The sequence below is a fragment of the Afipia sp. GAS231 genome, from assembly GCF_900103365.1.
Classification (GTDB): Bacteria; Pseudomonadota; Alphaproteobacteria; order Rhizobiales; family Xanthobacteraceae; genus Bradyrhizobium.
The window spans coordinates 5680873-5705847 of sequence record NZ_LT629703.1 but is presented as its reverse complement, the minus strand read 5'-3'; the positions used below and the strand labels follow the sequence as shown (position 1 = coordinate 5705847).

The window sequence follows — 24975 nt, the reverse complement described above, 5'->3', positions numbered from 1 at the left end:
GTTATGCAGCTCTCACGGTATCGAGGAACCTCGCCACCTCGATCTTGAGGCGGTTAGAGTCGCCGGACAGCAGTTGTGCGGCTGAAAGCACCTGCGAGGATGCCGAGCCGGTCTCGGCGGCGCCGCGCTGCACGTCGGTGATGTTGGCGGAGACCTGCTGGGTGCCCTGCGCGGCCTGCTGGACGTTGCGGGAAATCTCCTGCGTCGCCGCGCCCTGCTCTTCCACCGCAGCCGCGATGGTCGAGGAAATCTCCGACAGTCTTTCGATCGTGCCGCTGATCTCCCGGATCGCGCCGACCGACTCCTGGGTCGCGGCCTGGATGCCCGAAATCTGCTGGCCGATCTCGCCGGTGGCTTTCGCCGTCTGTTCGGCCAGCGCCTTCACTTCGGAAGCCACGACCGCGAAACCACGGCCGGCTTCACCGGCACGGGCCGCCTCGATGGTGGCGTTGAGCGCCAAGAGGTTGGTCTGGCCGGCAATGGTGTTGATCAGTTCGACGACGTCGCCGATGCGGGCTGCCGCCTTCGACAGTTCGCCGACGCGATCGTTGGTGGTCCTCGCCTGTCCGACGGCCTCAGTCGCCATCCGCGCCGATTCCTGCACCTGGCGGCTGATCTCGGTGACGGAAGAAGAAAGCTCTTCGGTGGCGGATGCCACCGCCTGCACGTTGGTGGAGGCTTCTTCGGACGCCGCTGCCACCATGGTGGTCAGCTCCTGGGAGCGTTCGGCCGTCGCGGTTAGCGTCGAAGCCGACGCTTCGAGTTCGGTCGACGCCGACGAGACGGTTTCGATGATCTCGCCGACGGCGCCCTCGAACTGATCGGCCAGCCTGACCATATCGGCCTTGCGCTGTTGCGCGGCGATCTGGTCCTGCTTCGTTTTGGCTTCGGCCTCGTCGCGCGCCTTCTTCTCCGAGACGACCTTGAACTTCTCGACCGCACCGGCGACGTCGCCAACCTCGTCCTTGCGGCCGAGACCGGGCAGCACCACCGCAAAATTGCCGTCGGCAAGTTCTTCCATCGACGCGCTCAGGGCGCGCATCGGACGGGCGATCGTGAAGACGGAAAACACGCAAGTGGCGATCAGCAGAAGCCCCACGGCAATACCGGCTGTCAGCGATGTCCGCTCGACCGAAGCGGCCTCGGCGACGGCAGCCGTGCGTCCCTGTTCGCTGCGGCCCTTGGCAAACTCCGTAACCTTGTTGGCAAGCGCCTCGATTTCCGTGTTGATCGGCGCGGTAACTTCTTTGCGGATGCGGGCGATTTCCTGGGCCAGCTTGGCCATCTGCGCCGACGCTTCGGCGCCATGATCGGCATTCTTCGACTCGATCGCAAGTTGCTGCTTGCGCACGATCTCGATCTGCTCCTTGGCGCTACGAAAGTTTTCGATCAGAACCTTCAGCCGCGCAATCCGCTCGCCGTTCTCGACCGACGTCGACAGCTTCGCCATCTCGCCGGCAAATTTGAGCGCGGCCGCCGTCCGATCCGCAAAATAGTCGGCGCCCTTCTTGAGTTCGTCCGGACCAGTCGCCATCAGAATGTCGCGGATGCCCATCTGCATGCCGCGTACCGAAGCCTTTGCTTCCGCTGCATTCTGGGCGATGGCTTGCTGTCGCGCGGCGTGGTCATCGGCCTTGCGAACCTCGGCACCGCCGGTCATCTGCAAATAGATCATGACCGCAACCACCAGGATCGTCAGCGCCGACGTGATCGCAAGCTTGGTCCCGATTCTCAAATCCTGGATCATCCGCATCATGGCAATGTCCTCAATGCATCTGGGGATCGGCATCGGAGACACCGATCGCCATGCCGATCGCGAGCGACAGCCGCTCCTGATGACACGAACGATACCGTTGGGGATGTCTTGTTAATCTTAACGCGAGGACCGTAAGAATACGCAGAATCGTGAAAAAACTTGCGTTTTCAGACAGTTACAGCGTGCATTAGCCGCCGCTCACACGCGAGGATACTGCCATGTTCGGTCATATCCCCGGCAGCCAGGATGAATCCGGCAAAGCCTTCGCTGATGAGGTTAGCCGACGGATTCCGCGACCAGGCGAATCCGGAAAACCGGCTTTCTGGTTTCGTCGAGCATTTCCATCTGCCATTCGGCATTCTGCTTCAGGCTGCGCGAAATGCTGGCGAGCAGATTGCCGCAGACTTTGGTCATTTCGGCCCACGCGGCCTCGCGACTCTCGAATTCGGAGCCCTGATCGGACGCGCCGGCGTAGCGGCCGCTGCTGATCCGGAAAAAATACATCGGCATGGTTGGTCTCACGGTTCGGGCCGCCTCCCGGCCTCTTTGACCGCGACGTTGCAATGCCAGTCGCTACCGGGGGGTGAATTCCTCACGCCGTAGGACTACGGGCGAGAGTTCCCGCGATTGTGCCGAGAGCCAAACCGCCGTCGAACCATTCCGGAAAGATCAGTCCGTCGAGCGGCGCAGTTCCGGCGCATTCTCGGCCTTCGCCGGTTCGGCCTTCACTTCAGCTTTGGGCTCGGACTTGACCGGCTCGAGCTTGGCGCTCTCGACCGCCGGCGTCTCGACGCGCGCGGAGACTTCGGCGCGGGCATCGGCCGAGCGGCTCGATTCCGACCCATGCAGCGAACGCGGCCGCGCCACGGCACGCGCCATCAGCATCGAGGCCCCGCCCTGGTGGCGGAAATCGCAATAGGCAAAGCCCATGCCCGAGACCGAGCCGCGGAACGAGCGGTCGTCGCGCTTGTCGAGGTTGAAACACGGCTCGAACGGCAGCCCCTTGATGGAAGCGCAGACAGCCTGGCCGCGGATCTGAAGCGTATTGCCGGGCATGCGGATATGGCGGATCGGGCCCGAGCCGGAGAACTGGACCGAGCCGGCGGCGCCCATGTCGTCGAGGATGCGGCCAGCGCCGCGGGTCCCGTCGAAACAGTTGAATGCGAACACCTTGCCGGACACGAACTTACGCGCCTCGTCGGCATTCATCATCCCGGCCAGCGCGGGCACAATCATCGCACCGGCCGTGACGGCCCCCAGAACCAAACGCGCAAGCATGCAGCTACTCCAACTGACCTACGAGTGCGGGCATCGGCCTCACGGCCTCTTTACCCGCTACTTACCATATCAACCGTGGCAACTTTGGAGCAGCTTGGTTGGTAAAGTCTGAACGCGGCTAGACAATTTTTACCACGATTCGACCGCGGACCTGGCCGGCCAGAATTTGGGCGCCTGAGGCGATCACCTGTTCCAGACCGATTTCCTGAGTAATATCAGTGAGTTTCTTGTGATCCAGATCGACGGCGAGGCGGCTCCAGGCGAGCTTGCGCTGCTCGATCGGGCACATCACCGAATCGATGCCGAGAAGGCACACCCCGCGCAAAATAAACGGCGCGACCGAGGACGGCAGGTCCATGCCGGCGGCCAGGCCGCAGGCGGCGATGGCGCCGCCATACTTCGTCATCGACAGCAGGTTGGCGAGTGTGTTGGAGCCGACGCTGTCGATTCCGCCCGCCCAGCGCTCCTTGGCGAGCGCCTTGGCGGGAACTGACAGTTCGTCGCGGCCGATCACCTCGGCGGCGCCGAGGCCCTTCAGGTAGTCGGCCTCCGACATCCGCCCGGTGGACGCGATGACGTGATAGCCGAGTTTCGACAGCACGGCGATCGCGACCGAACCGACGCCGCCGGCAGCACCCGTCACCACGACCGGACCGCTTTTCGGGGTCAGGCCGTGCTTCTCCAGCGCCAGCACCGACAGCATCGCGGTGTAGCCGGCGGTGCCGATCGCCATGGCGTCGCGGGTCGAGATGCTCTCGGGCAACCGCACCAGCCAGTCGCCCTTGACGCGGGCCTTCTCGGCATAGGCGCCGAGATGGGTCTCGCCCATGCCCCAGCCGTTGCAGACCACCTTGTCGCCGGCCTTCCATAGCGGATGCGAGGATTGTTCGACCGTGCCGGCAAAGTCGATGCCGGCAATCATCGGGAAACGCCGCACCACCGGCGCCTTGCCGGTGACGGCGAGGCCGTCCTTGTAGTTCAGCGTCGACCACTCGACGCGAACAGTGACGTCGCCTTCCATCAGTTCGGCTTCGTCGAACTGCGTCAGCGCGGCGGTGGTGCCTTTTTCCGCCTTGTCGATCCTGATGGCCTTGAACGTTCCCACGATACTATCTCCCAAAACTCGCGTTGATTACTAACCGTCATGGCCGGGCATAGCCGTCCGAAGGACGGCGTCGCTTCCGCTCGCCTATGTCCCGGCCATCCACGTCCTCGCTTCCGAAAAAAGAAGACGTGGATGCCCGGCACAAGGCCGGGCATGACGAAAAGCATTTCTTGGGAAGCTGTTTACCGGATCAGGCGGGCTGCGCAACCGGTCGTGCTACGGGCTGCTCGACGATCGGCAGGTTGATCAGCGCCGACAGCAGGCCGAACAGCACCGAGAGCCACCAGATCGGCGTATAGGAGCCGAATTTCTCGAACACGACGCCGCCGAGCCAGACCCCGAGGAAGCCGCCGACCTGATGGCTGACGAAGGCGAAACCATACAGCGTGGCGAACCACCGGGTGCCGAACATCAGCGCTACCAGGGCCGAGGTCGGCGGCACCGTCGACAGCCAGGTTAGCCCCGTCGCGGCGCCGAACACGATCGCGGAGAAGGTGGTGATCGGGAACGAGATGAAGGCCACGATCGACAACGCGCGGGCGAGGTAGATGATCGACAGGATGTAGCGCTTCGGAAACCTGTTCTGCAGCCAGCCGACGCTGAGCGAGCCCACGATGTTGAACAGGCCGATGGCCGCCACCACCCAGCCGCCGGTCTGCGCCGAGACGCCGCGGTCGGACAGATAGGCCGGCAGATGCACGGTGATGAAGGCGAGCTGGAAGCCGCAGGTGAAGAAGCCGAGCACCAGCAACACATAGGAGCGATGGCCGAACGCTTCGGCGAGCGCGGTCTTGAACGATTGCTGGTCCGCGACCGGCACGTTCGACGACGTTGCTGGCGGCGTCGAGATCGCCAGCGCCAGCGGCACGATCAACAGCATCAGGAGCGCAAACACCATCAGCGCCGACTGCCAGCCGAAATTGTCGATCATCGCCACACCGAACGGCGCAAACAGGAATTGCCCGAACGAACCCGCTGCGGTGCCGGCGCCGAGCGCCAGCCCGCGCTTCTCCAGCGGCAGCAATTTCGAGAATGCCGACAGCACCAGGTTGAACGAACAACCGGACAGGCCGAAACCGATCATCACCCCGGCGCCGAGATCGAGCGAGCCTGGAGTCCCCGCGTAGCGCATCACCAAAAGACCGCCGGCATAGAGCAGCGCGCCGACGATCATTACGCGCAACAGACCGAACCGATCGGCGATCGCACCGGCGATTGGCTGACCCAGGCCCCACAACAGGTTCTGCAGCGCCAGCGCGAGGCCGAAGACGTCGCGGCCCCAGGTAAATTCGCGGCTCATCGGCTGGATGAAGAAACCGAGGCTGGAGCGCGGCCCGAAACTCAACAGCGCGATCACGCAGCCGCAAATGATGATGACGAGCGGCGTGCGCCAGGTCGATGCCGGACGAAGATCGTCTGCCGTTACAGCCATGGTGCTTCCCCCAGGAATCCGGTCTGTCGAGAACGTTACGGGGAGTTAATGCATTCGCATGGAAATCCCAAGGGCGGCGGGGAAAAATTTTTCGCCGCAGGGCAGCCCTGCAAAATCGGCGAGAGCAATGAAGGGGATCGGCGAGGACAATCCTATTCGTCGTCCCTGCCTAGTGCGCAATTGCGCACGGGCGCAGGGACCCATACACCGCGGCAGTTGTTGTGCGAAAGGTCTCAGCCACCGCGCCTTATCGATAGATCACGCGGTATGGGTCCCTGCGTTCGCAGGGACGACAACGCCTCACCGCTTCAGGCTGGCCTGCTCGGCTGAGCTCTGCGCGGCTTCGGCGAGCTTGGCGGAGATCGCGGCGGTCTCGGCGGGGCTGCCCCAGCTCGGCGCGTCGCTGCCGTCACCCCAGGCGCGCGGACGATAGAAGGTGTGGACGCCGAACTTGTACATCTTCTTCATTTCACTGACCCAGGACGGACGCACCCAATAGGCATGGTAGTGCGTCGACTTGTCTACTTCCGGCAGCCACAGCCGGCCGTCCAGCATCGCTTTGGAGATCTTCTGCGCGCGGTCCCACATGTCGGGTTCGCGAATGATGTCGGCATTGTTATCGCAGGCGAAGGTAAACTGGCACGCCAGATGGCGATGCTTGTTCTGATAGACCACGCCGCACACCGTGTCCGGATATTTGCCGGAGAAGGCCCGGTTCAGCACCACCTGGGCGACTGCGATCTGGCCACGCACCGCCTCGCCGCGGGCTTCGAAATAGACGGCTTCCGCCAGGCATTTTTCGGATTTGGCGCGCGACTTGTCATCGAACAGGCCAAGGCGCTCGGCCGGCGTCTTGGCGTGCTGGTTGTCGGAATTGACCTCTCCCTTCGGCGCGATGCTCTCGCCCATCTCGCCGGCGCGGACCGGGCCGTCGGCATCGACCGGCAATGACGCCATCACCTTCATGTCGGGATCCGGAGCCACGTTTGGAACCACGATGGTCGGCTCTTCGCCGGGCTGCCAGCGTTCGATACTCTCGGGTGAGCCGAGCGACGAGCCGAAGAACAGGTTGGAAGTCTTGAAGGAAAAATTGTCGCGCCGCGGCGCAGGCGCGAGGGGCACCAAGGCCAACGGCGCTTGTGGAGCGCCCTTGAGATCGTCGAGCGGATTGGCTTCGAGCGACATCGACACGTCGTATTGCGCGAGCGGCGGCGCGCTGAGCGCGGCCTGCAGTTCCGGATCGAGCGGCGCGGGCTCAGTCGCCGGCGCGCGCTCGACGGTCTTGGCGCCCTTCACCAATGCGTTGGAGGTCGCGGGATCCTCGATCGCCGGCACATGGTCGGCCGGGTTGGCGGCCTCGTTCGATTGCGGCGGCGTCACCACCAGCCGGTCGCCCTTGGCCGTGCGATCTACTTTGGGAAAGTCAGCGGCCTGATAGCGCGGCGGCGGAGATGCGAGCGGATTGCGCGTCACCGAACCGGTGATGTCGATGCCCTGATTATTGAGGCTCGCGAGCTGGTAGGTCGCGGTCTGCGGCGAGGAGGTTCCGATCGGCCGACCGAACGAGAAGGTCGCGACCTGGATGGTGCCGACGGCGGAGAACACCCGCTTCTGCCAGCGCTCGGCGACACCGGGCTGCCGGGCCAATAGCGAAGCGATATCCTGATATCCGATCTCGGTCGGCATCAATGCGAAGACGCAAAGACCGAGTCCGAAGGACGCGAACCGCGCGCCCTTCGGATGGTTACGCAACACAAACATCGATACGCTCTACGCAACGCTTACAAAACGCGATCGAACTTCAGTACGTCCGTAAAATTCGACCTTTTTCGTTGGTATCGAATTTAGGTTGCCGGGGAGTTAATCCGCGTTGCGTGTATGTCACAGGCAATGCACCGCAGGCTTTTGCGCATTGGCTTCGAAAGTGTTGGTAAATGCGCGCTCGATGAAAGTGGTAAACATCCCGTCAACGAACAGGATGAAGGAACTACGAGCGGAGGAATACGGGAACCCTACTCCGTCATTGCGAGGAGCGCAGCGACGAAGCAATCCAGTCTTCCGTTGGCGTAGCAAGCAAGATGGATTGCTTCGCTTCGCTCGCAATGACGGCTGTGCCAGAAACGAAAATGGCCGGGAAAAATCCCGGCCATTTCAATCTCGTCAGCAGTTAGTTGCGCGTTACGCCTGGCTCGCCACCGTCTTGCCAAGTGCTGCCTGTGCCGCGGCGAGGCGGGCGATCGGGACGCGGTAGGGCGAGCACGACACGTAATCGAGCCCGATCTCGTGGCAGAACGCCACCGATGCGGGATCGCCGCCGTGTTCGCCGCAGATGCCGACCTTGAGGTTCGGCCGGGTCTTGCGGCCGCGGGCGACGCCGATCTTCACGAGTTCGCCGACGCCGGCGCGGTCAACCGAGATGAACGGATCGATCTCGAGAATGCCCTTGGCCACGTAGGTGCCGAGGAAACTCGCCGCGTCGTCGCGGCTGATGCCGTAGGTGGTCTGCGTCAGGTCGTTGGTGCCGAACGAGAAGAACTCCGCGGTCTGCGCGATGTCGCCGGCCATCAGGCACGCGCGCGGCAGCTCGATCATCGTACCAACCTGATACGCGATCTTCTTGCCGGTCTCCTTCATGACAGCTTGGGCGGAAGCGTCGATGCGCGCCTTGACCAGGTCGAATTCGGCCTTGGTCGCGATCAGCGGCACCATCACCTCGAGGCCGACGGCCTTGCCGGTGCGCTTCTCGGCCTCGACCGCGGCCTCGAAGATCGCGCGCGCCTGCATCTCGGCGATTTCCGGATAGGCGATGGCGAGACGGCAGCCGCGGAAACCCAGCATCGGGTTGAACTCGGCGAGATCGCGGGCGCGATCGGCGAGCTTACGCGGATCGGTGTTCATCGCGCGCGCGACTTCCTCGATCTCGGCTTGCGTGTGCGGCAGGAACTCGTGCAGCGGTGGATCGAGCAGGCGGATCGTGACCGGCAGTCCCTTCATGATCTCGAACAGCTCGACGAAATCGGCGCGCTGCATCGGCAGCAGCTTGGACAGCGCAGCGCGGCGCGACTGTTCGTCCTCGGAAAGGATCATCTCGCGCACGGTGCGGATGCGGGTTTCCTCGAAGAACATGTGCTCGGTGCGGCACAGACCGATGCCTTCGGCGCCGAACTTGATGGCGGTCCGCGCATCATCAGGCGTGTCACCGTTGACGCGGACGCCGAGCTTGCGGACGGCGTCAGCCCAGCCCATCAGCGTGCCGAATTCGCCCGACAGTTTCGGCTCGATCATCGGCATCCGTCCGGCCAGCACCTGGCCAAGGGAGCCATCAATCGTGATGACGTCACCGGTCTTGAACGAGCGCGAACCGATGCTCATGGTGCCGCGGCCGTAATCGACGCGGATGGTACCGCAACCGGAGACGCAGGGCTTGCCCATGCCGCGCGCCACCACGGCGGCGTGCGAGGTCATGCCGCCGCGGGTGGTGAGAATGCCTTCGGCGGCGTGCATGCCGTGAATGTCTTCCGGCGAGGTCTCGATCCGCACCAGAATGACCTTGCGGCCGTCGGCCTGCAGTTTGGCGGCTTCATCGGACGAGAACACGATCTCGCCGGACGCCGCACCGGGCGAAGCCGGCAGGCCGGTCGCGATGACGTCGCGCTTGGCCGCGGGATCGATGGTCGGATGCAGCAACTGATCCAGCGACGCCGGATCGATCCGCATCACCGCGTCCTTTTTCGAGATCAGGCCTTCATTGGCGAGCTCGACCGCGATGCGGAGTGCCGCCTTCGCCGTGCGCTTGCCGCCGCGGGTCTGCAGCATCCACAATTTGCCCTGCTCGACCGTGAACTCCATGTCCTGCATGTCGCGGTAGTGCTTTTCCAGGAGCGTGTAGATCCGCGTCAGTTCCTTGAAGGCGTCCGGCATCGCGACTTCCATCGACGCCTTGTCGGAGCCGGATTCCTGGCGCGCAAATTCGGTGATGTCCTGCGGCGTGCGGATGCCCGCCACCACGTCTTCGCCCTGCGCGTTGATCAGGAATTCGCCGTACAGCTTGCTCTCGCCGGTCGAGGGATTGCGCGTGAACGCAACGCCGGTCGCCGAGGTCTCGCCCATGTTGCCGAACACCATGGCCTGGATGTTGACCGCGGTGCCCCACGATTCTGGGATATCGTGCAGGCGGCGATAGGTCACCGCGCGCGCGTTCATCCAGGACGAGAACACGGCGCCGATCGCGCCCCACAACTGCTCGTGCGGATCCTGCGGGAAATCCTTGCCGGTCTCGCGCGCCACCGCTTCCTTGTAACGGCCGACCAGTTCGACCCAGTCGTCGCCGGTGAGGTCGGTGTCGAGCGTGTAGCCCTGGCCGTCCTTGAAGGTGTCGAGGATGTCCTCGAAATGATGATGTTCGAAGCCGAGCACCACGTCCGAATACATGGTGATGAAGCGGCGATAGCTGTCATAGGCGAAGCGGCGATCGCCGGAGAGTTCAGCGAGCGCCTCGACCGTCTTGTCGTTGAGGCCGAGGTTGAGCACGGTGTCCATCATGCCCGGCATCGAGGCGCGGCCGCCGGAGCGGACCGACACCAGCAGCGGATTCTTCGAGTCGCCGAATGCCTTGCCGGCCAGCTTGCCGACGTGATCGAGCGCCTTCTCGACCTGCGCCTTCAACGCCGGCGGATAGGATTTGTCGTGGGCGTAGAAATAGGTGCAGACCGAGGTCGGAATCGTGAAGCCGGGAGGCACCGGCAGGCCAAGATTCGCCATCTCGGCGAGGTTGGCGCCCTTGCCGCCGAGCAGGTCGCGCAGACCCGCTTTGCCCTCGGCCTTGCCGTCGCCGAAGGTATAGACCCACTTGCCGGATTTTACCGCCTCAGCCACGGGCTTTTTCACTGCCGCCTTCTTCACAGCGGCCTTGGCGGCTGGCTTTGCTGCTGTCTTGGCCGCAGCCTTCTTCAGAGCCTTGCGGGCGGACGGCGGCGGTGCCGCCTTGGCCCGCGTGGATGGCTTTGATTTCACTACGGTTTTCACTGCAGTTTTTTTGGACTTCGCGACGGCTTTGGCCATGGATTCCAACTATCCGAAGATGGGGGATGATGCGCGCCTTACACCACTTTGGAGGGTTCCGCGCAAGCCGCGAAACCCGGCTTTCCAGCGCTAGAGGTGAAACATCCTGAGCACGCCGAGGCCGACCAGGCCGACGAAGATCAGGTAGATCGCCACGATGAAATTGAGCAACCGCGGCATCAGGAGGATCAGGATTCCAGCAATCAGGGCTACGATGGCGGGAACGTGCGCGGCGGTGATGGTCATTTCAAATGTCTCCGGCTGATTTGATGGAAATATCGAATCGAGATCGAGGACGGCAATCTACCCGCTGGCGCGGTTCCGCAACAGAAGACGTCCAGCCACTCAACGGGTTCCCACACTCCACGACAATTCCCCGGAATCGCCGCGTATGAGGCCGCGGATTCCCGGAACATTGCCGCGCGCGATGAATTGGGTCGCCTGATGCGCCGGCGATCGCCGGTGCCTTCCTCGCAAAAGGAGTTCGTCATGCGAAACAGGATATTGGCCATTGCCGCGATTGCAGGCGCCTTGGCGGCGCCGGTCGCCGCACAGGCGCAAAGCACCGTCGGTGTCGTCCGTGGTGGCACCGTCGTTATCGACGACAATGAGGGGATCGCCGTCGACCAGCGGCCGGCGTTCCGTGAATATATCGTGCGCGAGCGGGTCCCGAACTACACGATTCCCGATCGCGTGATCGTCGGCGGCGTGCTGCCGGAATCGGGCGTGACCTATTACGACGTGCCGCAGACCTATGGCGCCACGCCCTATCGCTACACCGTGGTGAACGGCCAGACCGTGCTGGTCGAGCCGCGCTCGCGTCGCATCGTTCAGGTGGTCGAGTAAGCACGCGCGATTGAACGCGTTCAAGGACGTCCGGGCGCCGCGCAAGCGGATGTGCGTGAGATCCGACCGGACAAGAAGGCCCCGCCTGGGTCCCCCCTCCAGGCGGGGCTTTTTGTTTTGGAAACTGCGTGGGTGGATTAGCCGCAGGCGTAATCCACCATGACACGTGCGAGAAAGATGGTGGATTACGCTTCGCTAATCCACCCTACGAACCACGATCTACTCGCGAATTTCCAGCCCCGGCTTCTTCACCACGAGGCGGTGGATCTTCTTGCCCGATGAGGCGCTGACGACCTCTTCGTCGAGCAACACGGTCGTCTCCTTCAACTCCGCCAGCACCAAGGCGGCATCGAAGGCGCAATAGAGCCGGCCCTGGGCGTCGCGCAGATCGGCATCGTCGGTGACGCGCCAGCTCAGGTACAGAATGCCGCTCGGCTTGACGACATCGAGCAGGCGGCGGACTGAAGCCGCGATCTGCTTGCGGTCGAGATGCATGATCACGGTTTCGCACAGCACATTGTCGAACGTGCCGACGCCGCGCAGCTCGGGCAATTCGGCGTGCTTGAACTTGAGCCCGGGATAGCGCTGGCAGGCTTCCTTGAGCAGGCCTTCCGAAGCGTCGAAGCCGGTGGCTGAGAATCCGTTGGTGTTGAGCCAAGCCACCTCGCGGCCGCTGCCGCAGCCGATATCGGCCGAGTTGCCGCCGCGGACGAAAAAACGTTCGACGACTTCCTGGAGATCAACCGGGGCCGGCTGATCGTGCCAGTCCTTCGCGAACGCCGCCGCATCCTGGTCGTAAGCGGCAAGCGTTTTGCGATCCATGGGCTAGCCTTCGATCTTCGAAAAATCTGCAACCGCGCGCGTCGCCGCGCGAATCTCGTTCAGGAGCTTTAGTCGGTTCTCGCGCACCTTAGGTTCATCGTCATTGACCTTGACCTTGTCAAAGAACGCATCGACCGCCGGACGCAGTTTTGCCATCGCGCTCATCGCGCCGGCGAAATCTTCCTTGGCGACGGCTTGGCCGGCCTCGCTCTTGACCTGATCGATCGCTTTCGCCAACGCCTTTTCCTCGTCGAGCTTGTACAGCGAGGGATCCGGCGCGCCGTCGAAAGCCCGCTTGTCCTTCTTTTCCTCGATCGAAAGGATGTTGCTGGCGCGCTTGGTGCCGGCCAGCAAATTCTTGCCGTCGTCGGTCTCAAGGAACTTGCCGAGCGCCTCGACGCGGCGGACCACCATCAGCAAGTCGTCCTGACCGCCGAGCGAGAACACGGCATCGACCAGATCGTGCCGCGCGCCCTGGTCGCGGAGCTGGACTTTCAGGCGATCGGCGAAGAACGGCAGCAGATCGACCACCTGATCGCCCATGCCATAACCGGCGGTGACATGGCTGCCGAAGGCCGACTGCGAAACCGCAGCCAGCGGGAAACGGATCTCGTTGTTGATCACCAGTCTGATGACGCCGAGCGCTGCGCGACGCAACGCATACGGATCCTTGGAGCCCGTCGGCTTCTCGTTGATCGCCCAGAAACCGGCGAGCGTATCGAGCTTGTCGGCCAGCGCCACGGCAATGCTCACCGGGTCAGCCGGCACGCGATCGGCCGGCCCCTGCGGCTTGTAGTGTTCCTCGCTGGCGGCGGCGACGGAAGCGTCCTCGCCCTGCGCCAGCGCGTAGTATTTGCCCATCAAGCCTTGCAGCTCCGGGAATTCGCCGACCACTTCGGTCAGCAGGTCGGCCTTCGCCAGATGCGCGGCGCGTTTTGTCTTCGCGACATCGGCGCCCACCAGCGGCGCGATCTCGGCGGCCAGGCGCTCGATGCGCTTGATGCGTTCCGCCTGGGTGCCGAGCTTCTCATGAAACACGATCTGGTCGAACTTCTTCAGCCGATCCTCAAGCTTCGTCTTCAGGTCAGTCTCGTAGAAGAATTTCGCATCGCTCAGCCGCGCGCGGATGACGCGCTCGTTGCCGCCGATGATGGTCTTGCCACCGTCGCTAGCCTCGATGTTGGCGGTCAGGATGAACTTGTTGGCCAGCTTGCCGGTCTTGGGATCGCTGACGACAAAGCATTTCTGATTGTTGCGGATGGTGGCGCGGATCACCTCGCCGGGAATCGACAAAAACTCCTGGTCGAACGATCCCATCAGGGCGACCGGCCATTCGACCAGTCCCGACACCTCGTCGAGCAGCACCTGGTCCTCGACCAGTTCGAAGCCCTGCGCCTGCGCCAGCGTCTTGGCGTCGGCCAGAATGATGTCCTTGCGGGCCTGCGGGTCGAGCACGACCTTGGCAGCCTTCAGCTTCGCTTCGTAATCGTCGAAACGGCGCACGGAGATTTCGGCCGACGCCATAAAGCGGTGACCATGGGTGGTCTGTCCGGCCTCGATGCCGTCGATGGCAAATTTCACGACCTCGGGTTCTTCGGTTTCGATGCCGAAGGTTGCGATGATCGAGTGCAGCGGCCGCACCCAGGTCAGCGAGCCTGATCGGGCCGAGCGTTCGCCCCAGCGCATCGATTTCGGCCACGGGAAGGTGCGGATGATCGGCGGCAGGATTTCGGCCAGCACGTCCAGGGTCGGACGGCCCGGCTTCTCGATCAGCGCGATGTAGAAATCGCCCTTCGGATCCTTTTGGATATTTGCCTCGTCGAGCGACTTCAAACCGGTGGCTTTCAAAAAGCCCTGCACCGCCGCATCGGGCGCACCGATTTTCGGTCCGCGGCGTTCGGTCTTGAGATCCGATTGGCGCGCCGGAATGCCGTGCACGGTCAAGGTCAGCCGCCGCGGCGTCGCGAACGCTTTCGCGCCTTCGTAGACCAGGCCCTCGGCAACCAGCTTGTCGGTCACCATGCGGCGCAGATCGTCCGCCGCCTTTGCCTGCATGCGCGCGGGAATTTCTTCGGAGAACAGTTCAAACAGAAGATCAGGCATCAGACCGCCCTGCCCGCTTCGGTGTGGACCCAGGCTTCGCCGCAGGCCTTGGCCAGTTCGCGCACGCGCATGATGTAGCTCTGCCGCTCGGTCACCGAGATCACGCCGCGGGCATCGAGCAGGTTGAAGACGTGGCTTGCCTTGATGCATTGGTCATAGGCCGGCAGCGCCATCAGATGCTCTTTCTGATTGCTGCCCTCCTTCCAGCCGGCCGCGAGATATTTCCGGCAGGCCTCCTCCGCCATCGTGAACTGCTTGAACAGCATTTCGGAATCGGAATGCTCGAAGTTGTGCCGGGAATATTCCTGCTCGGCCTGCAGATAGACGTCGCCATAGGTGACGCGCTCGTCGCCGTCGCGGCCGTTGAAGTTGAGATCATAGACGCGGTCGACGCCCTGCACATACATGGCGAGACGCTCGAGCCCATACGTAAGTTCGCCGGCGACCGGCGCGCATTCGACACCCGCGACCTGCTGAAAGTAGGTGAACTGGCTGACTTCCATGCCGTCACACCAGCATTCCCAGCCCAGGCCCCACGCGCCGAGCGTCGGGCTTTCCCAGTCGTCTTCGACGAAGCGGATGTCATGCAGCGCTGAATCGATGCCGATCGCGGCCAGCGACTTCAGATAGAGCTCCTGCAGGTTCGGCGGCGACGGCTTCATGATCACCTGGAACTGGTAATAGTGCTGCAGACGGTTGGGGTTTTCGCCGTAGCGGCCGTCCTTGGGCCGCCGCGAGGGCTGCACATAGGCCGCATTCCAGCGCTTCGGCCCCAGCGCCCGCAACGTCGTCGCCGGGTGGAAGGTGCCGGCCCCCATTTCCATGTCGTAGGGCTGCAGGATGACGCAGCCCTGCTCGGCCCAGAACCGCTGCAGGGCGAGAATGAAGCCCTGGAACGAACGTTCCGGGCGCATGTGGGCAGGCAGGGCGTCCATCGGCAGAATCGGTCTCGCAAGGGGGTTTTGAAGCGCGCGGGACCGTATCGGCGGAGCTGCGGGGAATCAAGGCGAAGGCGGGGCTTCGGTGACCTCGTCATTCCGGGGCGATGCGCAGCATCGAACCCGGAATCTCGAGATCCCGGGTTCGCTTCGCGCCCCGGAATGACGTGGGCAAACTAACCCGGCCGATAAGCCCCGGTCACCGGATCCCGTCGCAGGGTCGGAATATCGCCCGAACGGGCGGCCTCGGCGACGCGCGCCAAGCGCGCTTCTTCCAGTTCCTGATTGATGCGGACGGCGGTTCTATAGGCCCAGCGGACCACGGCCAGCCCACCCAGGGCGCCAGCGAATGCGATCAACGGCGGCATCGGTCGATCCTTGTCGTTCACGTGTCAGCCCCCAATGCCGGTATTCTCCCCCAAGCCGGTCCGCGCCGCAATTGCACTTTTGGGACTAAATGGCGCGGCTGGATCGGCTCTAAAACCCGAATTTGGCCCAAATTGCCCGCGTCTCCAGCGCCGAAATCAGCCCGTCCGGCAACCCCTGAATTCCGTCGAGCGACGATGTCCCCGCGCCGGCCGATCTGCGCCCCAGCAGTCCGGACAGCATCCCGCTGGCGGGCGCAATCACCGGCGTCAGCACCTTGTCGCCATAACGGGCGCGCAGCGTCGAACGGAGGTCGCCGATGGCGTCCGCGAGGCCGAGCGAAACGGATTTCTCGCCCGCCCAGTATTCGCCGGTGAACAGCAAATCGTCGGTACCCTTGAGGCGGGCGCCGCGGCTGCCCTTGACCAGGGCGATGAAGATGCCGTGGATTTCGCGCTGAAGCTGCTTCAGGCGCGCCACGTCATCGGGGTTTTCCGGCAGGAACGGATCCAGCGTCGCCTTGTGCTCGCCCGCCGTATAAAGCCTGCGCTCGACGCCGATCTTCCTGATCAGATCGACAAATCCAAAGCTGCCGCCGACCACGCCGATCGATCCGAGGATCGAGGAAGGGTCGCAAAAAATCTCGTCACCCGCGCAGGCGATCATGTAACCGCCGGAGGCCGCGACATCCTCGACGAACACCAGCACCGGCAATTTCTTTTCCGCAGCAAGCTGCCTGATCCGCAAGTAGATCTGGCGCGATTGCACCGGCGAGCCGCCGGGCGAATTGATCACCAGCGCCACCGCCTTGGCGTGCTTGGTGGCGAACGCGCGTTCGAGCGTTTTGGCGACGCCGGCCAGCGACATCCCCGGCCGCAGCGGGGTCACCGCGCCGATCACGCCGGACAATCGCACCACGGGCACCACTGCACTCCCGGGGCGGAATTTCGCCGGAACCAGTCGCTTCAGCCGGTCGATCAGGCCCGGCAATCCCGCGCGATCACTTATTTGTTCACTCATGCCGCTACCTCGAATTAACCATTTTTTATCGCGCCACTGTCATTGGAGAGGCGGCGACCCAATCGGGCTGGAACGCCTTTTGCATTGTGACCGTCATGGCTGCAATGGCGCAGCGGAGAGTGACATGAAAATCTACCTGCTGATAATGCTGATCGGCGCTCTTTTGACCGCGGTCAACTTCACTTCCGCCCCGAAACGGCAGTCGGAAACGCTCCCGCAATAGCCCGTTGCATACACGGCTCGACATCAGGCTCAACGCTTGGGCAATTGGCTGAATCCTTACCGGTTCGCCAGCGGCAATATTCCCTTCCCGCTCAGTATCTCCTGCACCCGTTTATTGGGCACGCCTGACTCATCATTGAGCAAAAGGGCGGCAAGAATCTTTGTCGGCGCCCGTCCACCCTTGATGGCGCGCACCAGAATCCGATTCGCAGGCGTTCTCACGTCACTGTGAACCGACAGGATTTCCAGGCTGCCGAAACCGTGATCGAGCGCCGACAACACCTCGGCGATCCCGTCCGCGCGCCAGATCAATGTCAGCACGCCCCTGGATTTCAGAACGCGCCGGGCGGCGTGAATCCAGCTCGCCAGCGTGGTTTCGGTCGCCACATGCGCCATGCCGCGCGCGCCGTCGGGCGAACGCCGGTGCCGCGCTGGATCGTTGAAGGGCGGATTCATCAACACAATATCGATGCTGTCGGGAGCCAATCCGCACGCCGCAAAAGCGGCGGCGTTGGCTTCGACGTCGAGCGCGATGACCTCGGCGGCAATTTCATTCGCCGCCGCATTGCCGCGCGCGAGATCCGACAACGTCGGATCGATCTCGACCAGAACCAGATCGATGCCGCCGACGCGGCGCGCCACCGACAGCCCGGCGACGCCGATCCCGGCGCCGAGATCGGCGACGCGATCGCCCGGACACGCCGGCGTCGCGGCCGCCAGCAACACGGCATCGTGACCGGCGCGGTGTCCCGACTTCAGTTGCCGCAGCCGCAATTGGCCGCCGAGAAACGCGTCCTCGGTCAGGTCGAGAGCCGAAGCCTGATCGGTTCTGATTTCATCAGAACCGCGCTCCGGACTGTTATCTTGACGCGTTTTCTTCACGCGAACCGGTCTCCACTTCGCTCGAAAACGCTCTGCTCAATCATCGGCCCGCAATTCGTGAGCAAGGCCGGCATCGGTCAGGATCTGCCGCGCCTCGCGGTTATCGTCCTCATGGACCAGAATCCGGCGCGGCAGCATGCCCAGGGACCCCTCGATCACGCTCATGTTCTGATCCAGCACCAGGTGATGAATATTGGCGCCGTCGAGCAGCGCGCCGACCGCGGAAACCAGCACGATATCGTTGGTCCGAACCAATTCCCGCAATTTGTGTTCTCCTCCCGTAGCGTTTTCGAGCGAAGTGGGTACCGGTTCGCATAAAGAAAACGCGTCAAAATAATGGGTCTAGCCCGATTGCGAGGGCTATGGCGCCGCTGTCAACCGTATCGTGCCCTTGCCGCCTCAGCCGGCACTTTCTATTGTAGGTCAAGGATAGTGCGAATTGAGCAAAAGTGGAGACCTGCGTGGCGGTTATTGTACCCTTCGAAAGCCCGTCGAACGCCTCGATCGATGCGCTGGTAGGCCTCGTCGCCGCCGACATGGAGCGGGTCAACGCCACGATCCTGTCGCGGACCGGTTCGGAAGTCACCATGATTCCCGAGGTCGCCAATCACCTGATCTCCTCGGGCGGCAAACGGCTGCGCCCGATGCTGACGCTGGCGATGGCCAACCTCACCGGCTATTCCGGCGACGGCCATATCAAGCTCGCCGCCGCGGTCGAGTTCATGCACACCGCGACCCTGCTTCATGACGACGTCGTCGACGAAAGTGAGCTGCGGCGCGGCAAGCTGTCGGCGCGGATGCTGTGGGGCAACGAGGCCAGCGTGCTGGTCGGCGACTTCCTGCTTGGTCAGGCGTTTCGCATGATGGTCGAAGTCGGCTCGCTGCGCGCGCTCGACATCCTCTCTTCCGCCGCGGCCACCATCGCCGAAGGCGAGGTGATGCAGCTCGCGGCCGCCAAGAACACCGCCACCACCGAGGACGAATATCTCGCCGTCATCCGCGGCAAGACCGCCGAGTTGTTTGCCGCCGCCTGCGAGGTCGGCCCTGTGATCGCCAACCGGCCAAAAGCCGAGCAGACCGCCTGCCGTTCGGTCGGCATGAATCTCGGCATCGCCTTCCAGCTCGTCGACGACGTGCTGGACTATGGCGGCAAGGCCGCCAAGCTCGGCAAGAACATCGGCGACGATTTCCGCGAAGGCAAGATCACGCTGCCGGTGGTGCTGGCGTTCCGCCGCGGCAATGACAGCGAGCGCGCGTTCTGGATCAAGGCGCTCGAGCGCGGCGAGATCGGCGACAGCGATCTCGATCACGCCATCGGGTTGATGACCAAGCATCGCGCGCTGGAAGACACCATCAGCCGCGCCCAGCATTATGGCGCCATGGCCGTCGACGCGCTGGCGCTGTTTCCGGCCTCGCCGATGAAATCGGCGCTGGAGCAGGTGGTGGCGTTCTGTCTGGCACGATCGCACTAAGCGGAATCGCGTCACCCATCTTACGAGGGCGATCGATCCAATGACCGGCATCAACTTCCCGCTATTCCTCCTCGCCGCGCTCGTCATCGCCGTCGTTCCCGGCCCCGGCATCTTCTATGTCGCGGCGCGAACATTATCGGGCGGCCGTAAAGCCGGCATCGCATCGACATTCGGAACCGCTATTGGCGGGCTGGTGCATGTGATCGCGGGCGCACTCGGCGTCTCGGCGATCATTCTTGCCAGCGCTGAATTGTTCACGGCGGTCAAATTCATCGGCGCGCTTTACCTGATCTGGCTTGGCATCAAGACGTTTCGCGAGGCTCGCACGTCTCTGCCGCAACCGATCGTCGCTTTCGAAGCACGGGCATTCCGCGACGGCGTGCTGGTCGAAGCGTTGAACCCCAAGACCGCGGCGTTCTTTCTGGCCTTCATTCCGCAATTTCTGGATCCGGCCGGCGGCGCGCCTGCGCTGCAGTTCATGACGCTGGGCCTGATTTCCGTAACGCTCAACACGCTGGCCGATTTCGTCGTCGTGGCAATGGCCTCGACCGCGCAAGCGGGCCTGTCGCGGAGGCCGCACCTGTTTCGGCGCTTGCGGCAAGGCTCGGGGCTGTTCATCGCCGGGCTCGGAATTTCGCTGGCGCTGGCGCGGCGGCCGGCGAGTTAGCGCTACGAACCATCCGCCGTCATTGCGAGGAGCGAAGCGACGAAGCAATCCATCTCGCCGCGCCAAGAACTCATGGATTGCTTCGCTGCGCTCGCAATGACGAGTCAGCTAGCTCAGCGTCCCCGCATGCACCCACCAGCCCGGGTGATCGGCCCTGATCTTCTCCGCGGCGCGCTGGGCTTCGGCGGTGTTCTCGTAGATCGCAAAACAGGTCGCGCCGGAGCCCGACATGCGCGTCAGCCAGGCGCCGTTGGTGGCGCTCAGCGCGGCAATAACGTCGCCGATGACGGATTGAATGCGCGTGGCGGGCGCTTCGAGGTCGTTGGAGCTGGCGGCAAGCGATTCGACCCACTCTTCGAGCGAGGCGCCTTCGTCGGGCCACTCGCGGTCCTGCAACAGCACGTCGGTGGCGCCGACCAGCAATTCGCCGCTGCGCAGGCCGAGCGCGCCGAACACGTCCTTGGTGGCGACGGGCACACAGGGATTGACCATCACGCACGGCATTTTCGGCAAAGCCAGCGGTTGCAGCGTCTCGCCGACACCGGTCATGACGCAGGCAAGCGACCTGACGCAGACCGGCACGTCGGCGCCGGTCAGCTGCGCGACCTCGATGATGCGGGGATCGTCAGGCTTCAGCCCGTTCAACTGCGCCAGCAAGCGCAGCGCTGCCGCAGCGTCAGCCGAACCGCCGCCGATGCCGGCCGCGACCGGCAATACCTTGTCGAGCGTGAAACTTCCCACCTTCATGCCGGGCACGCGTTCGCCCAACAGGCGCGCGGCCTTCAGCACCAGGTTGTCCGAGGTCTCGCCGCAGGCCTGCGCCAACGGCCCGGTCATCTGCAGGTTCAAATCGGCGCCCGGCGTCAACGTCAGTCGATCGGCGCAATCGGCGAACGCCACCACGCTTTCAAGATCATGATAACCGTCGCTACGGCGGCCATTCACCCGCAAGGTCAGATTGACCTTGGCGCGTCCCTCTTCACTCAGTGCCTGCACCGCAGTCCCACCCCCAACGCCCTTCAACCAACCACCTTGCGATTAGCCGCCCTTGCCGTCTTCCTTCTTCTTGTCGGCGGAAGCCGCAGAAGAGGTGTCCTCGGGCAGGCCGTTGGCGATCTTGGCCTCGATCTTCGGCAGTTCTTCCGCCTCGGGCTTGAGGTCGCGGGCATGGGCCCACTGGAATTTGGCTTCCAGCGTGCGGCCGATGCGCCAATAGGCGTCGCCGAGATGGTCGTTGATGGTGGGATCCTCGGGCTTGAGGTCGATCGCGCGCTCGAGATTCTTCACCGCGTCCTCGAAATTGCCGATGCGATAGTAGGCCCAACCAAGTGAATCCACGATGTAGCCGTCATCGGGGCGCTGATCGACGGCACGCTTGATCATCTTCATGCCTTCGTCGAGATTGATGCCCTGGTCGATCCAGGAATAGCCGAGATAGTTCAGCACGTGCGGCTGCTCGGGTTGCAGCTCGAGCGCCTTGCGCATGTCGGCCTCGGCCTTGCTCCACTGCTTGGAACGCTCCTCGCAGATACCGCGATAGTAATAGGTGACCCAGGTGTTCTTGTCGGTCGCAACCGGCGCCACGTCGAGCGCCTGCGAATAGGTCACGGCACAATCGCTGAACTTCTTGCGGCCGCGCTCGACGTTGCCGAGCGCCATGATGGCCTCGATATCCTTCGGATCCTCTGCCGTGACTTCCTTCAGGATCTTGATCGCCTCGTCGCTGCGGTCGGCGGCGTCGAGATCGGTGGCAAGCTGGATCTGCGCGTTGCGCTTCAGCGGCGAGTTCGCCGGCATGCGCTCGTAGACCTTGATCGCCATCTGCGGCTTCTTCACCGACTCATAGAGATCGGCGAGCGACAACAGCGCCAGCGCATGATTGGGCTGCAGATAAAGCGCGAGCTGCAGGTAGACCAGGGCAAGATCCTCGCCGCCGCGGCGGGTCAGCGTGGCGCCGATGCCGTACAGCGCCTCGGCCGCACCGGCCTGCGCGCTGTCGATCAGCGGCGGCATCTTCTTGCCGGCCTTGAGTTCCTTCAGGCCTTCCTGCACCAGCGGATGCCGCGGCAGCTTCTTGTCGAAGGTCTCGAAGATGGCGCTTGCCGCCGCCGTATCCTTGTTGCGTGAGGTCCAGCGCGCATAGGCCTCGGTGATCCGCAGCATCGAATCGTCGAGCTTGTAGGCGCGCTCGAAACGGGCGCCGGCGTCCTTTTCCTTGCCCGACAGTTCGAGGATCATGCCGGCGTGCAGGTCCTTGAAGATCGGATACCATTCCGGTCCGGTCAGCTTGTCGATGCCGACGATGGCGGCCTTGGCATCACCGGCGCCATAGCTGGCCCAGCCCGACAGCAGCGTCGCCACCAGGTCGGTGATCGGGCCGCGGATCGACTGGTTGATGTTGATCTGCGCGGTCGGATATTTCTTCTGCTTGAGATCGCGCACGCCGACCACCAGCCGGGCGACGCGATTGGACTTGTCCAGCGTCAGGATGCGGTCGGCGAGCTTGACGGCCTCGTCGATGTCGCCATCCGCCAGCGAGGAGATGAAGGCGCGGTCGAGCAGCTCGTTGTTCTTCGGATCGGAGCGCAGCGCCGAGCGATAGAACGCCGCCGCTGACGAAGCATCGCGCTCGACGCTGGCGTGACGCGCGGCCAGATAGCTGCCGGACGTGGTCAGCGCCTTCAGATCGGTCTTGCTCGGGAATTGCGCAGCGTTGTCGCCGGTATGCTCGGGCGTCTGCGCGGCAAGTTGGCCGGGTACGGCCATGCCTGCAACAGTGACGGCGGCGACGGTAACGGCAGCGATCGTCCAGCGATTGAAACGGGTGGAAAGCATCACGTTCGCCTAGCTCCAGGATTTACGGCAGGACATTACGATCAGTGACATCATGATCAGCGGTATTACGATCGGTCGGGCGATCAGTTTCGAATGCGAACCCAAGCGGCGCATCCGGGCCTTCGACCAAGGCTCTCGACAATGCCGCTTTTGGCCTTCATCCGCAAGGATACGGGTTGGCGAATCGATTGGCAGACTAGGCGCTTATTGGGTCCTTGGGCCGCCGATTTGGCCAGCCTGACCCGGAAACGCTTTTACTGTGGCGGTATCGTGGCCGGTGGGGGGTGTTACCCCGCCGCCAGAACGCCGAAAGGCGTTCTGATTGATATTTTGACGCGTTTTCTTCACGCGAAACCGGTGCCCACCCACGGATCAAGTCCGAGGGCATGCTTGGCTGGAAAACGCTTTGCTCACGCAAACGTGGTCGAAGCGATGCGTTACATCGCCTCGTAGTTGGGCCCGCCGCCGCCCTCCGGGGGAACCCAGGTGATGTTGCCGTTCGGGTCCTTTACGTCGCAAGTTTTGCAGTGGACGCAGTTCTGGGCGTTGATCTGGAAACGCGGGCCGGAAGATTCCTCGACCCATTCATAAACGCCGGCCGGGCAATAGCGGTTCGACGGCCCGGCAAAGACGTCGTGTTCGGATGTCTTCTGCAAATTGAGGTCGGCGACCTTGAGGTGAACCGGCTGGTCTTCCTCGTGGTTGGTATTGGACATGAACACCGACGACAGCTTGTCGAACGAAATCTTGCCGTCCGGTTTCGGGTAGGCGATCGGCGCATGGGCCTTCGCCGGGTCCAGCGTCTTGCGGTCGGGCTTGGCGTGCGACAGGGTTCCGAACACCGAAAAACCGAACAGCGTGTTGGTCCACATGTCAAAGCCGGAAAGCACCATTCCGAACATGGTGCCGAACTTCGACAACATCGGCTTGGCGTTGCGGACCTTGTAAAGGTCCTTGCCAACAGCGGAATCGCGCCAGGCGTCTTCATAGGTCACCAGTTCGTCATTGGCGCGGCCGGCGCCGAGCGCCGCGGCGACGTGTTCGGCGGCCAGCATGCCGGTGCCCATCGCGTTGTGCACGCCCTTGATGCGCGGCACGTTCACAAAGCCGGCCGCGCAGCCGATCAGCGCGCCGCCCGGAAAACTCACGCGCGGCACCGACTGGTAGCCGCCCTCGGTGATGGCGCGGGCGCCGTAGGCCAGCCGCTTGCCGCCTTCGAACACGGTGCGGATCGAAGGATGGGTCTTGAAGCGCTGGAATTCGTCGAACGGCGACAGATATGGATCGTCGTAGTTGAGATGCACGACGAAGCCGACCGCGACCTTGTTGTCGTCGTAGTGATAGAGGAACGAGCCGCCGCCGGTGCGGTCGGTCAGCGGCCAACCCAGCGTATGCTGGACCAGGCCCTTGTTGTGCTTGGCGGGATCGATCTCCCAGACTTCCTTGAGGCCGATGCCGAATTTCGGCGGCTCGCTGTTGGCGTCGAGCGAGTATTTCGCGATCAGCTGCTTGGAGAGGCTGCCGCGCGCGCCTTCGGCGAACAGCGTGTACTTGCCGAGCAGTTCCATGCCGCGGGTGTAGGAATCCTTGTGGCTGCCGTCCTTGGCGATGCCCATGTCGCCGGTCGCGATGCCGCGCACGGCGCCCTTGTCGTCGTACAGCACTTCGGCCGCGGCGAAGCCCGGATAGATTTCGACGCCGAGCGCCTCCGCCTTCGGCGCCAGCCAGCGGCAGACATTGCCGAGCGAGCCGATATAGCAGTGATGGTTGTGCATCAGCGGCGGCATCATGAAGTTCGGCAGCCGGAAGATGCTGCTCGGCGTCGCCAGGTAGAAGCGGTCGTCCTTGACCTGGGTCTTGAGGGGGCAGTCGGCGTCCTCGCGCCAGTCCGGAACCAGTTTATCGAGCGACACCGGATCGATCACCGCGCCCGACAGGATATGCGCGCCGACCTCGGAGCCCTTCTCCACCACGACGATGTTGAGGTCGGCGTTGAGCTGCTTGAGCCGGATCGCGGCCGACAGGCCTGACGGGCCCGCGCCGACGATCACGACGTCAAATTCCATGGATTCGCGCGGGGGAAGTTCTTCGGTGCTCATGATCAGGTCCCGGCCCGGTTGAGAAGGCTTCTAAAGGTGCGTTGTTTCCGATTTTTCGGGGGAGGACAACC

The 24975-nt window shown here is 63.4% G+C and carries 21 protein-coding genes; 3 read left to right on the top strand and 18 right to left on the bottom strand.

Annotated elements, in window-relative coordinates; all coding sequences use genetic code 11:
- Window position 1 precedes the first annotated feature (1 nt).
- From BLS26_RS27040 to BLS26_RS27005, 8 genes are all read right to left on the bottom strand, one after another.
- The gene (locus tag BLS26_RS27040; RefSeq protein WP_092518642.1) at window positions 2-1753 is read right to left on the bottom strand and encodes a HAMP domain-containing methyl-accepting chemotaxis protein; all 1752 of its coding nucleotides are present in this window, start codon (window positions 1751-1753) and stop codon (window positions 2-4) included.
- Window positions 1754-2032: 279 nt separating this feature from the next.
- Window positions 2033-2266: a hypothetical protein gene (locus BLS26_RS27035; protein WP_092515593.1), complete on the bottom strand. Its 234-nt coding sequence runs from the start codon at window positions 2264-2266 to the stop codon at window positions 2033-2035.
- 159 nt (window positions 2267-2425) lie between these two features.
- Entirely contained in the window at window positions 2426-3034 is a 609-nt protein-coding gene (locus BLS26_RS27030; RefSeq protein WP_092515592.1) for a hypothetical protein, read from the bottom strand.
- 118 nt (window positions 3035-3152) lie between these two features.
- The gene (locus tag BLS26_RS27025; RefSeq protein WP_092515591.1) at window positions 3153-4139 is read right to left on the bottom strand and encodes an MDR family oxidoreductase; all 987 of its coding nucleotides are present in this window, start codon (window positions 4137-4139) and stop codon (window positions 3153-3155) included.
- Window positions 4140-4329: 190 nt separating this feature from the next.
- Entirely contained in the window at window positions 4330-5571 is a 1242-nt protein-coding gene (locus BLS26_RS27020; protein WP_092515590.1) for an MFS transporter, read from the bottom strand.
- Between the two features lie 300 nt (window positions 5572-5871).
- Window positions 5872-7332, bottom strand: coding sequence for a cell wall hydrolase (locus tag BLS26_RS27015; protein ID WP_092515589.1), 1461 nt, complete (start codon window positions 7330-7332; stop codon window positions 5872-5874).
- A gap of 417 nt (window positions 7333-7749) precedes the next feature.
- Complete coding sequence (gene ppdK / locus BLS26_RS27010) at window positions 7750-10632, bottom strand: pyruvate, phosphate dikinase (RefSeq protein WP_172804710.1); 2883 nt, start codon at window positions 10630-10632, stop codon at window positions 7750-7752.
- A 90-nt stretch (window positions 10633-10722) separates the two neighbouring features.
- Window positions 10723-10878, bottom strand: coding sequence for a DUF3096 domain-containing protein (locus BLS26_RS27005; RefSeq protein ID WP_092515587.1), 156 nt, complete (start codon window positions 10876-10878; stop codon window positions 10723-10725).
- Window positions 10879-11121: 243 nt separating this feature from the next.
- On the opposite strand from BLS26_RS27005, the gene BLS26_RS27000 reads away from it, so the two are divergent.
- Complete coding sequence (locus BLS26_RS27000) at window positions 11122-11478, top strand: DUF1236 domain-containing protein (protein ID WP_092518640.1); 357 nt, start codon at window positions 11122-11124, stop codon at window positions 11476-11478.
- A gap of 219 nt (window positions 11479-11697) precedes the next feature.
- Here BLS26_RS27000 and BLS26_RS26995 read toward each other — a convergent pair whose 3' ends face one another.
- The 7 genes from BLS26_RS26995 to BLS26_RS26965 form a co-directional block, all read right to left on the bottom strand.
- Window positions 11698-12300, bottom strand: a complete 603-nt coding sequence (locus tag BLS26_RS26995; RefSeq protein ID WP_092515586.1) for a bifunctional 2-polyprenyl-6-hydroxyphenol methylase/3-demethylubiquinol 3-O-methyltransferase UbiG — start codon at window positions 12298-12300, stop codon at window positions 11698-11700.
- 3 nt (window positions 12301-12303) lie between these two features.
- Window positions 12304-14403: a glycine--tRNA ligase subunit beta gene (gene glyS, locus BLS26_RS26990; RefSeq protein ID WP_092515585.1), complete on the bottom strand. Its 2100-nt coding sequence runs from the start codon at window positions 14401-14403 to the stop codon at window positions 12304-12306.
- Window positions 14403-15338 (bottom strand): glycine--tRNA ligase subunit alpha, encoded by a 936-nt coding sequence (locus BLS26_RS26985; RefSeq protein WP_092515584.1) that lies wholly within the window; start codon window positions 15336-15338, stop codon window positions 14403-14405. Before BLS26_RS26985 ends, glyS begins: the two co-directional genes overlap by 1 nt.
- A 179-nt stretch (window positions 15339-15517) precedes the next feature.
- Entirely contained in the window at window positions 15518-15709 is a 192-nt protein-coding gene (locus BLS26_RS26980; protein WP_092518638.1) for a hypothetical protein, read from the bottom strand.
- Window positions 15710-15818: 109 nt separating this feature from the next.
- Entirely contained in the window at window positions 15819-16727 is a 909-nt protein-coding gene (locus BLS26_RS26975; protein WP_092515583.1) for a S49 family peptidase, read from the bottom strand.
- Between the two features lie 279 nt (window positions 16728-17006).
- Window positions 17007-17783 (bottom strand): tRNA1(Val) (adenine(37)-N6)-methyltransferase, encoded by a 777-nt coding sequence (locus BLS26_RS26970; protein ID WP_092518636.1) that lies wholly within the window; start codon window positions 17781-17783, stop codon window positions 17007-17009.
- Window positions 17784-17867: 84 nt separating this feature from the next.
- Window positions 17868-18095 (bottom strand): DUF2007 domain-containing protein, encoded by a 228-nt coding sequence (locus BLS26_RS26965; RefSeq protein ID WP_092515582.1) that lies wholly within the window; start codon window positions 18093-18095, stop codon window positions 17868-17870.
- A gap of 197 nt (window positions 18096-18292) precedes the next feature.
- Here BLS26_RS26965 and BLS26_RS26960 point away from each other — a divergent pair, with 197 nt between their 5' ends.
- Together BLS26_RS26960 and BLS26_RS26955 are read left to right on the top strand one after the other, a co-directional pair.
- Window positions 18293-19303, top strand: a complete 1011-nt coding sequence (locus BLS26_RS26960) for a polyprenyl synthetase family protein (protein WP_092518634.1) — start codon at window positions 18293-18295, stop codon at window positions 19301-19303.
- Between the two features lie 40 nt (window positions 19304-19343).
- Complete coding sequence (locus BLS26_RS26955) at window positions 19344-19970, top strand: LysE family translocator (RefSeq protein ID WP_092515581.1); 627 nt, start codon at window positions 19344-19346, stop codon at window positions 19968-19970.
- A gap of 108 nt (window positions 19971-20078) precedes the next feature.
- Here BLS26_RS26955 and BLS26_RS26950 read toward each other — a convergent pair whose 3' ends face one another.
- The 3 genes from BLS26_RS26950 to BLS26_RS26940 all read right to left on the bottom strand — a co-directional run bounded on the left by BLS26_RS26950 (window position 20079) and on the right by BLS26_RS26940 (window position 24904).
- Entirely contained in the window at window positions 20079-20966 is an 888-nt protein-coding gene (locus BLS26_RS26950) for a 4-(cytidine 5'-diphospho)-2-C-methyl-D-erythritol kinase (RefSeq protein WP_092515580.1), read from the bottom strand.
- Between the two features lie 42 nt (window positions 20967-21008).
- A complete protein-coding gene (locus tag BLS26_RS26945; protein ID WP_092515579.1) occupies window positions 21009-22805 on the bottom strand; it encodes a tetratricopeptide repeat protein in 1797 nt (598 codons plus the stop codon).
- 437 nt (window positions 22806-23242) lie between these two features.
- Window positions 23243-24904 (bottom strand): electron transfer flavoprotein-ubiquinone oxidoreductase, encoded by a 1662-nt coding sequence (locus BLS26_RS26940; RefSeq protein WP_092515578.1) that lies wholly within the window; start codon window positions 24902-24904, stop codon window positions 23243-23245.
- Window positions 24905-24975: the final 71 nt, after the last annotated feature.

Coding starts and splice junctions, on each gene's coding strand:
- BLS26_RS27040 (WP_092518642.1), bottom strand. CDS start 1,753: ATGCGGATGATCCAGGATTTGAGAATCGGGACCAAGCTTGCGATCACG.
- BLS26_RS27035 (WP_092515593.1), bottom strand. CDS start 2,266: ATGCCGATGTATTTTTTCCGGATCAGCAGCGGCCGCTACGCCGGCGCG.
- BLS26_RS27030 (WP_092515592.1), bottom strand. CDS start 3,034: ATGCTTGCGCGTTTGGTTCTGGGGGCCGTCACGGCCGGTGCGATGATT.
- BLS26_RS27020 (WP_092515590.1), bottom strand. CDS start 5,571: ATGGCTGTAACGGCAGACGATCTTCGTCCGGCATCGACCTGGCGCACG.
- BLS26_RS27015 (WP_092515589.1), bottom strand. CDS start 7,332: ATGTTTGTGTTGCGTAACCATCCGAAGGGCGCGCGGTTCGCGTCCTTC.
- ppdK (WP_172804710.1), bottom strand. CDS start 10,632: ATGGCCAAAGCCGTCGCGAAGTCCAAAAAAACTGCAGTGAAAACCGTA.
- BLS26_RS27005 (WP_092515587.1), bottom strand. CDS start 10,878: ATGACCATCACCGCCGCGCACGTTCCCGCCATCGTAGCCCTGATTGCT.
- BLS26_RS27000 (WP_092518640.1), top strand. CDS start 11,122: ATGCGAAACAGGATATTGGCCATTGCCGCGATTGCAGGCGCCTTGGCG.
- BLS26_RS26995 (WP_092515586.1), bottom strand. CDS start 12,300: ATGGATCGCAAAACGCTTGCCGCTTACGACCAGGATGCGGCGGCGTTC.
- glyS (WP_092515585.1), bottom strand. CDS start 14,403: ATGCCTGATCTTCTGTTTGAACTGTTCTCCGAAGAAATTCCCGCGCGC.
- BLS26_RS26985 (WP_092515584.1), bottom strand. CDS start 15,338: ATGGACGCCCTGCCTGCCCACATGCGCCCGGAACGTTCGTTCCAGGGC.
- BLS26_RS26980 (WP_092518638.1), bottom strand. CDS start 15,709: ATGCCGCCGTTGATCGCATTCGCTGGCGCCCTGGGTGGGCTGGCCGTG.
- BLS26_RS26975 (WP_092515583.1), bottom strand. CDS start 16,727: ATGAGTGAACAAATAAGTGATCGCGCGGGATTGCCGGGCCTGATCGAC.
- BLS26_RS26955 (WP_092515581.1), top strand. CDS start 19,344: ATGACCGGCATCAACTTCCCGCTATTCCTCCTCGCCGCGCTCGTCATC.
- BLS26_RS26945 (WP_092515579.1), bottom strand. CDS start 22,805: ATGCTTTCCACCCGTTTCAATCGCTGGACGATCGCTGCCGTTACCGTC.
- BLS26_RS26940 (WP_092515578.1), bottom strand. CDS start 24,904: ATGAGCACCGAAGAACTTCCCCCGCGCGAATCCATGGAATTTGACGTC.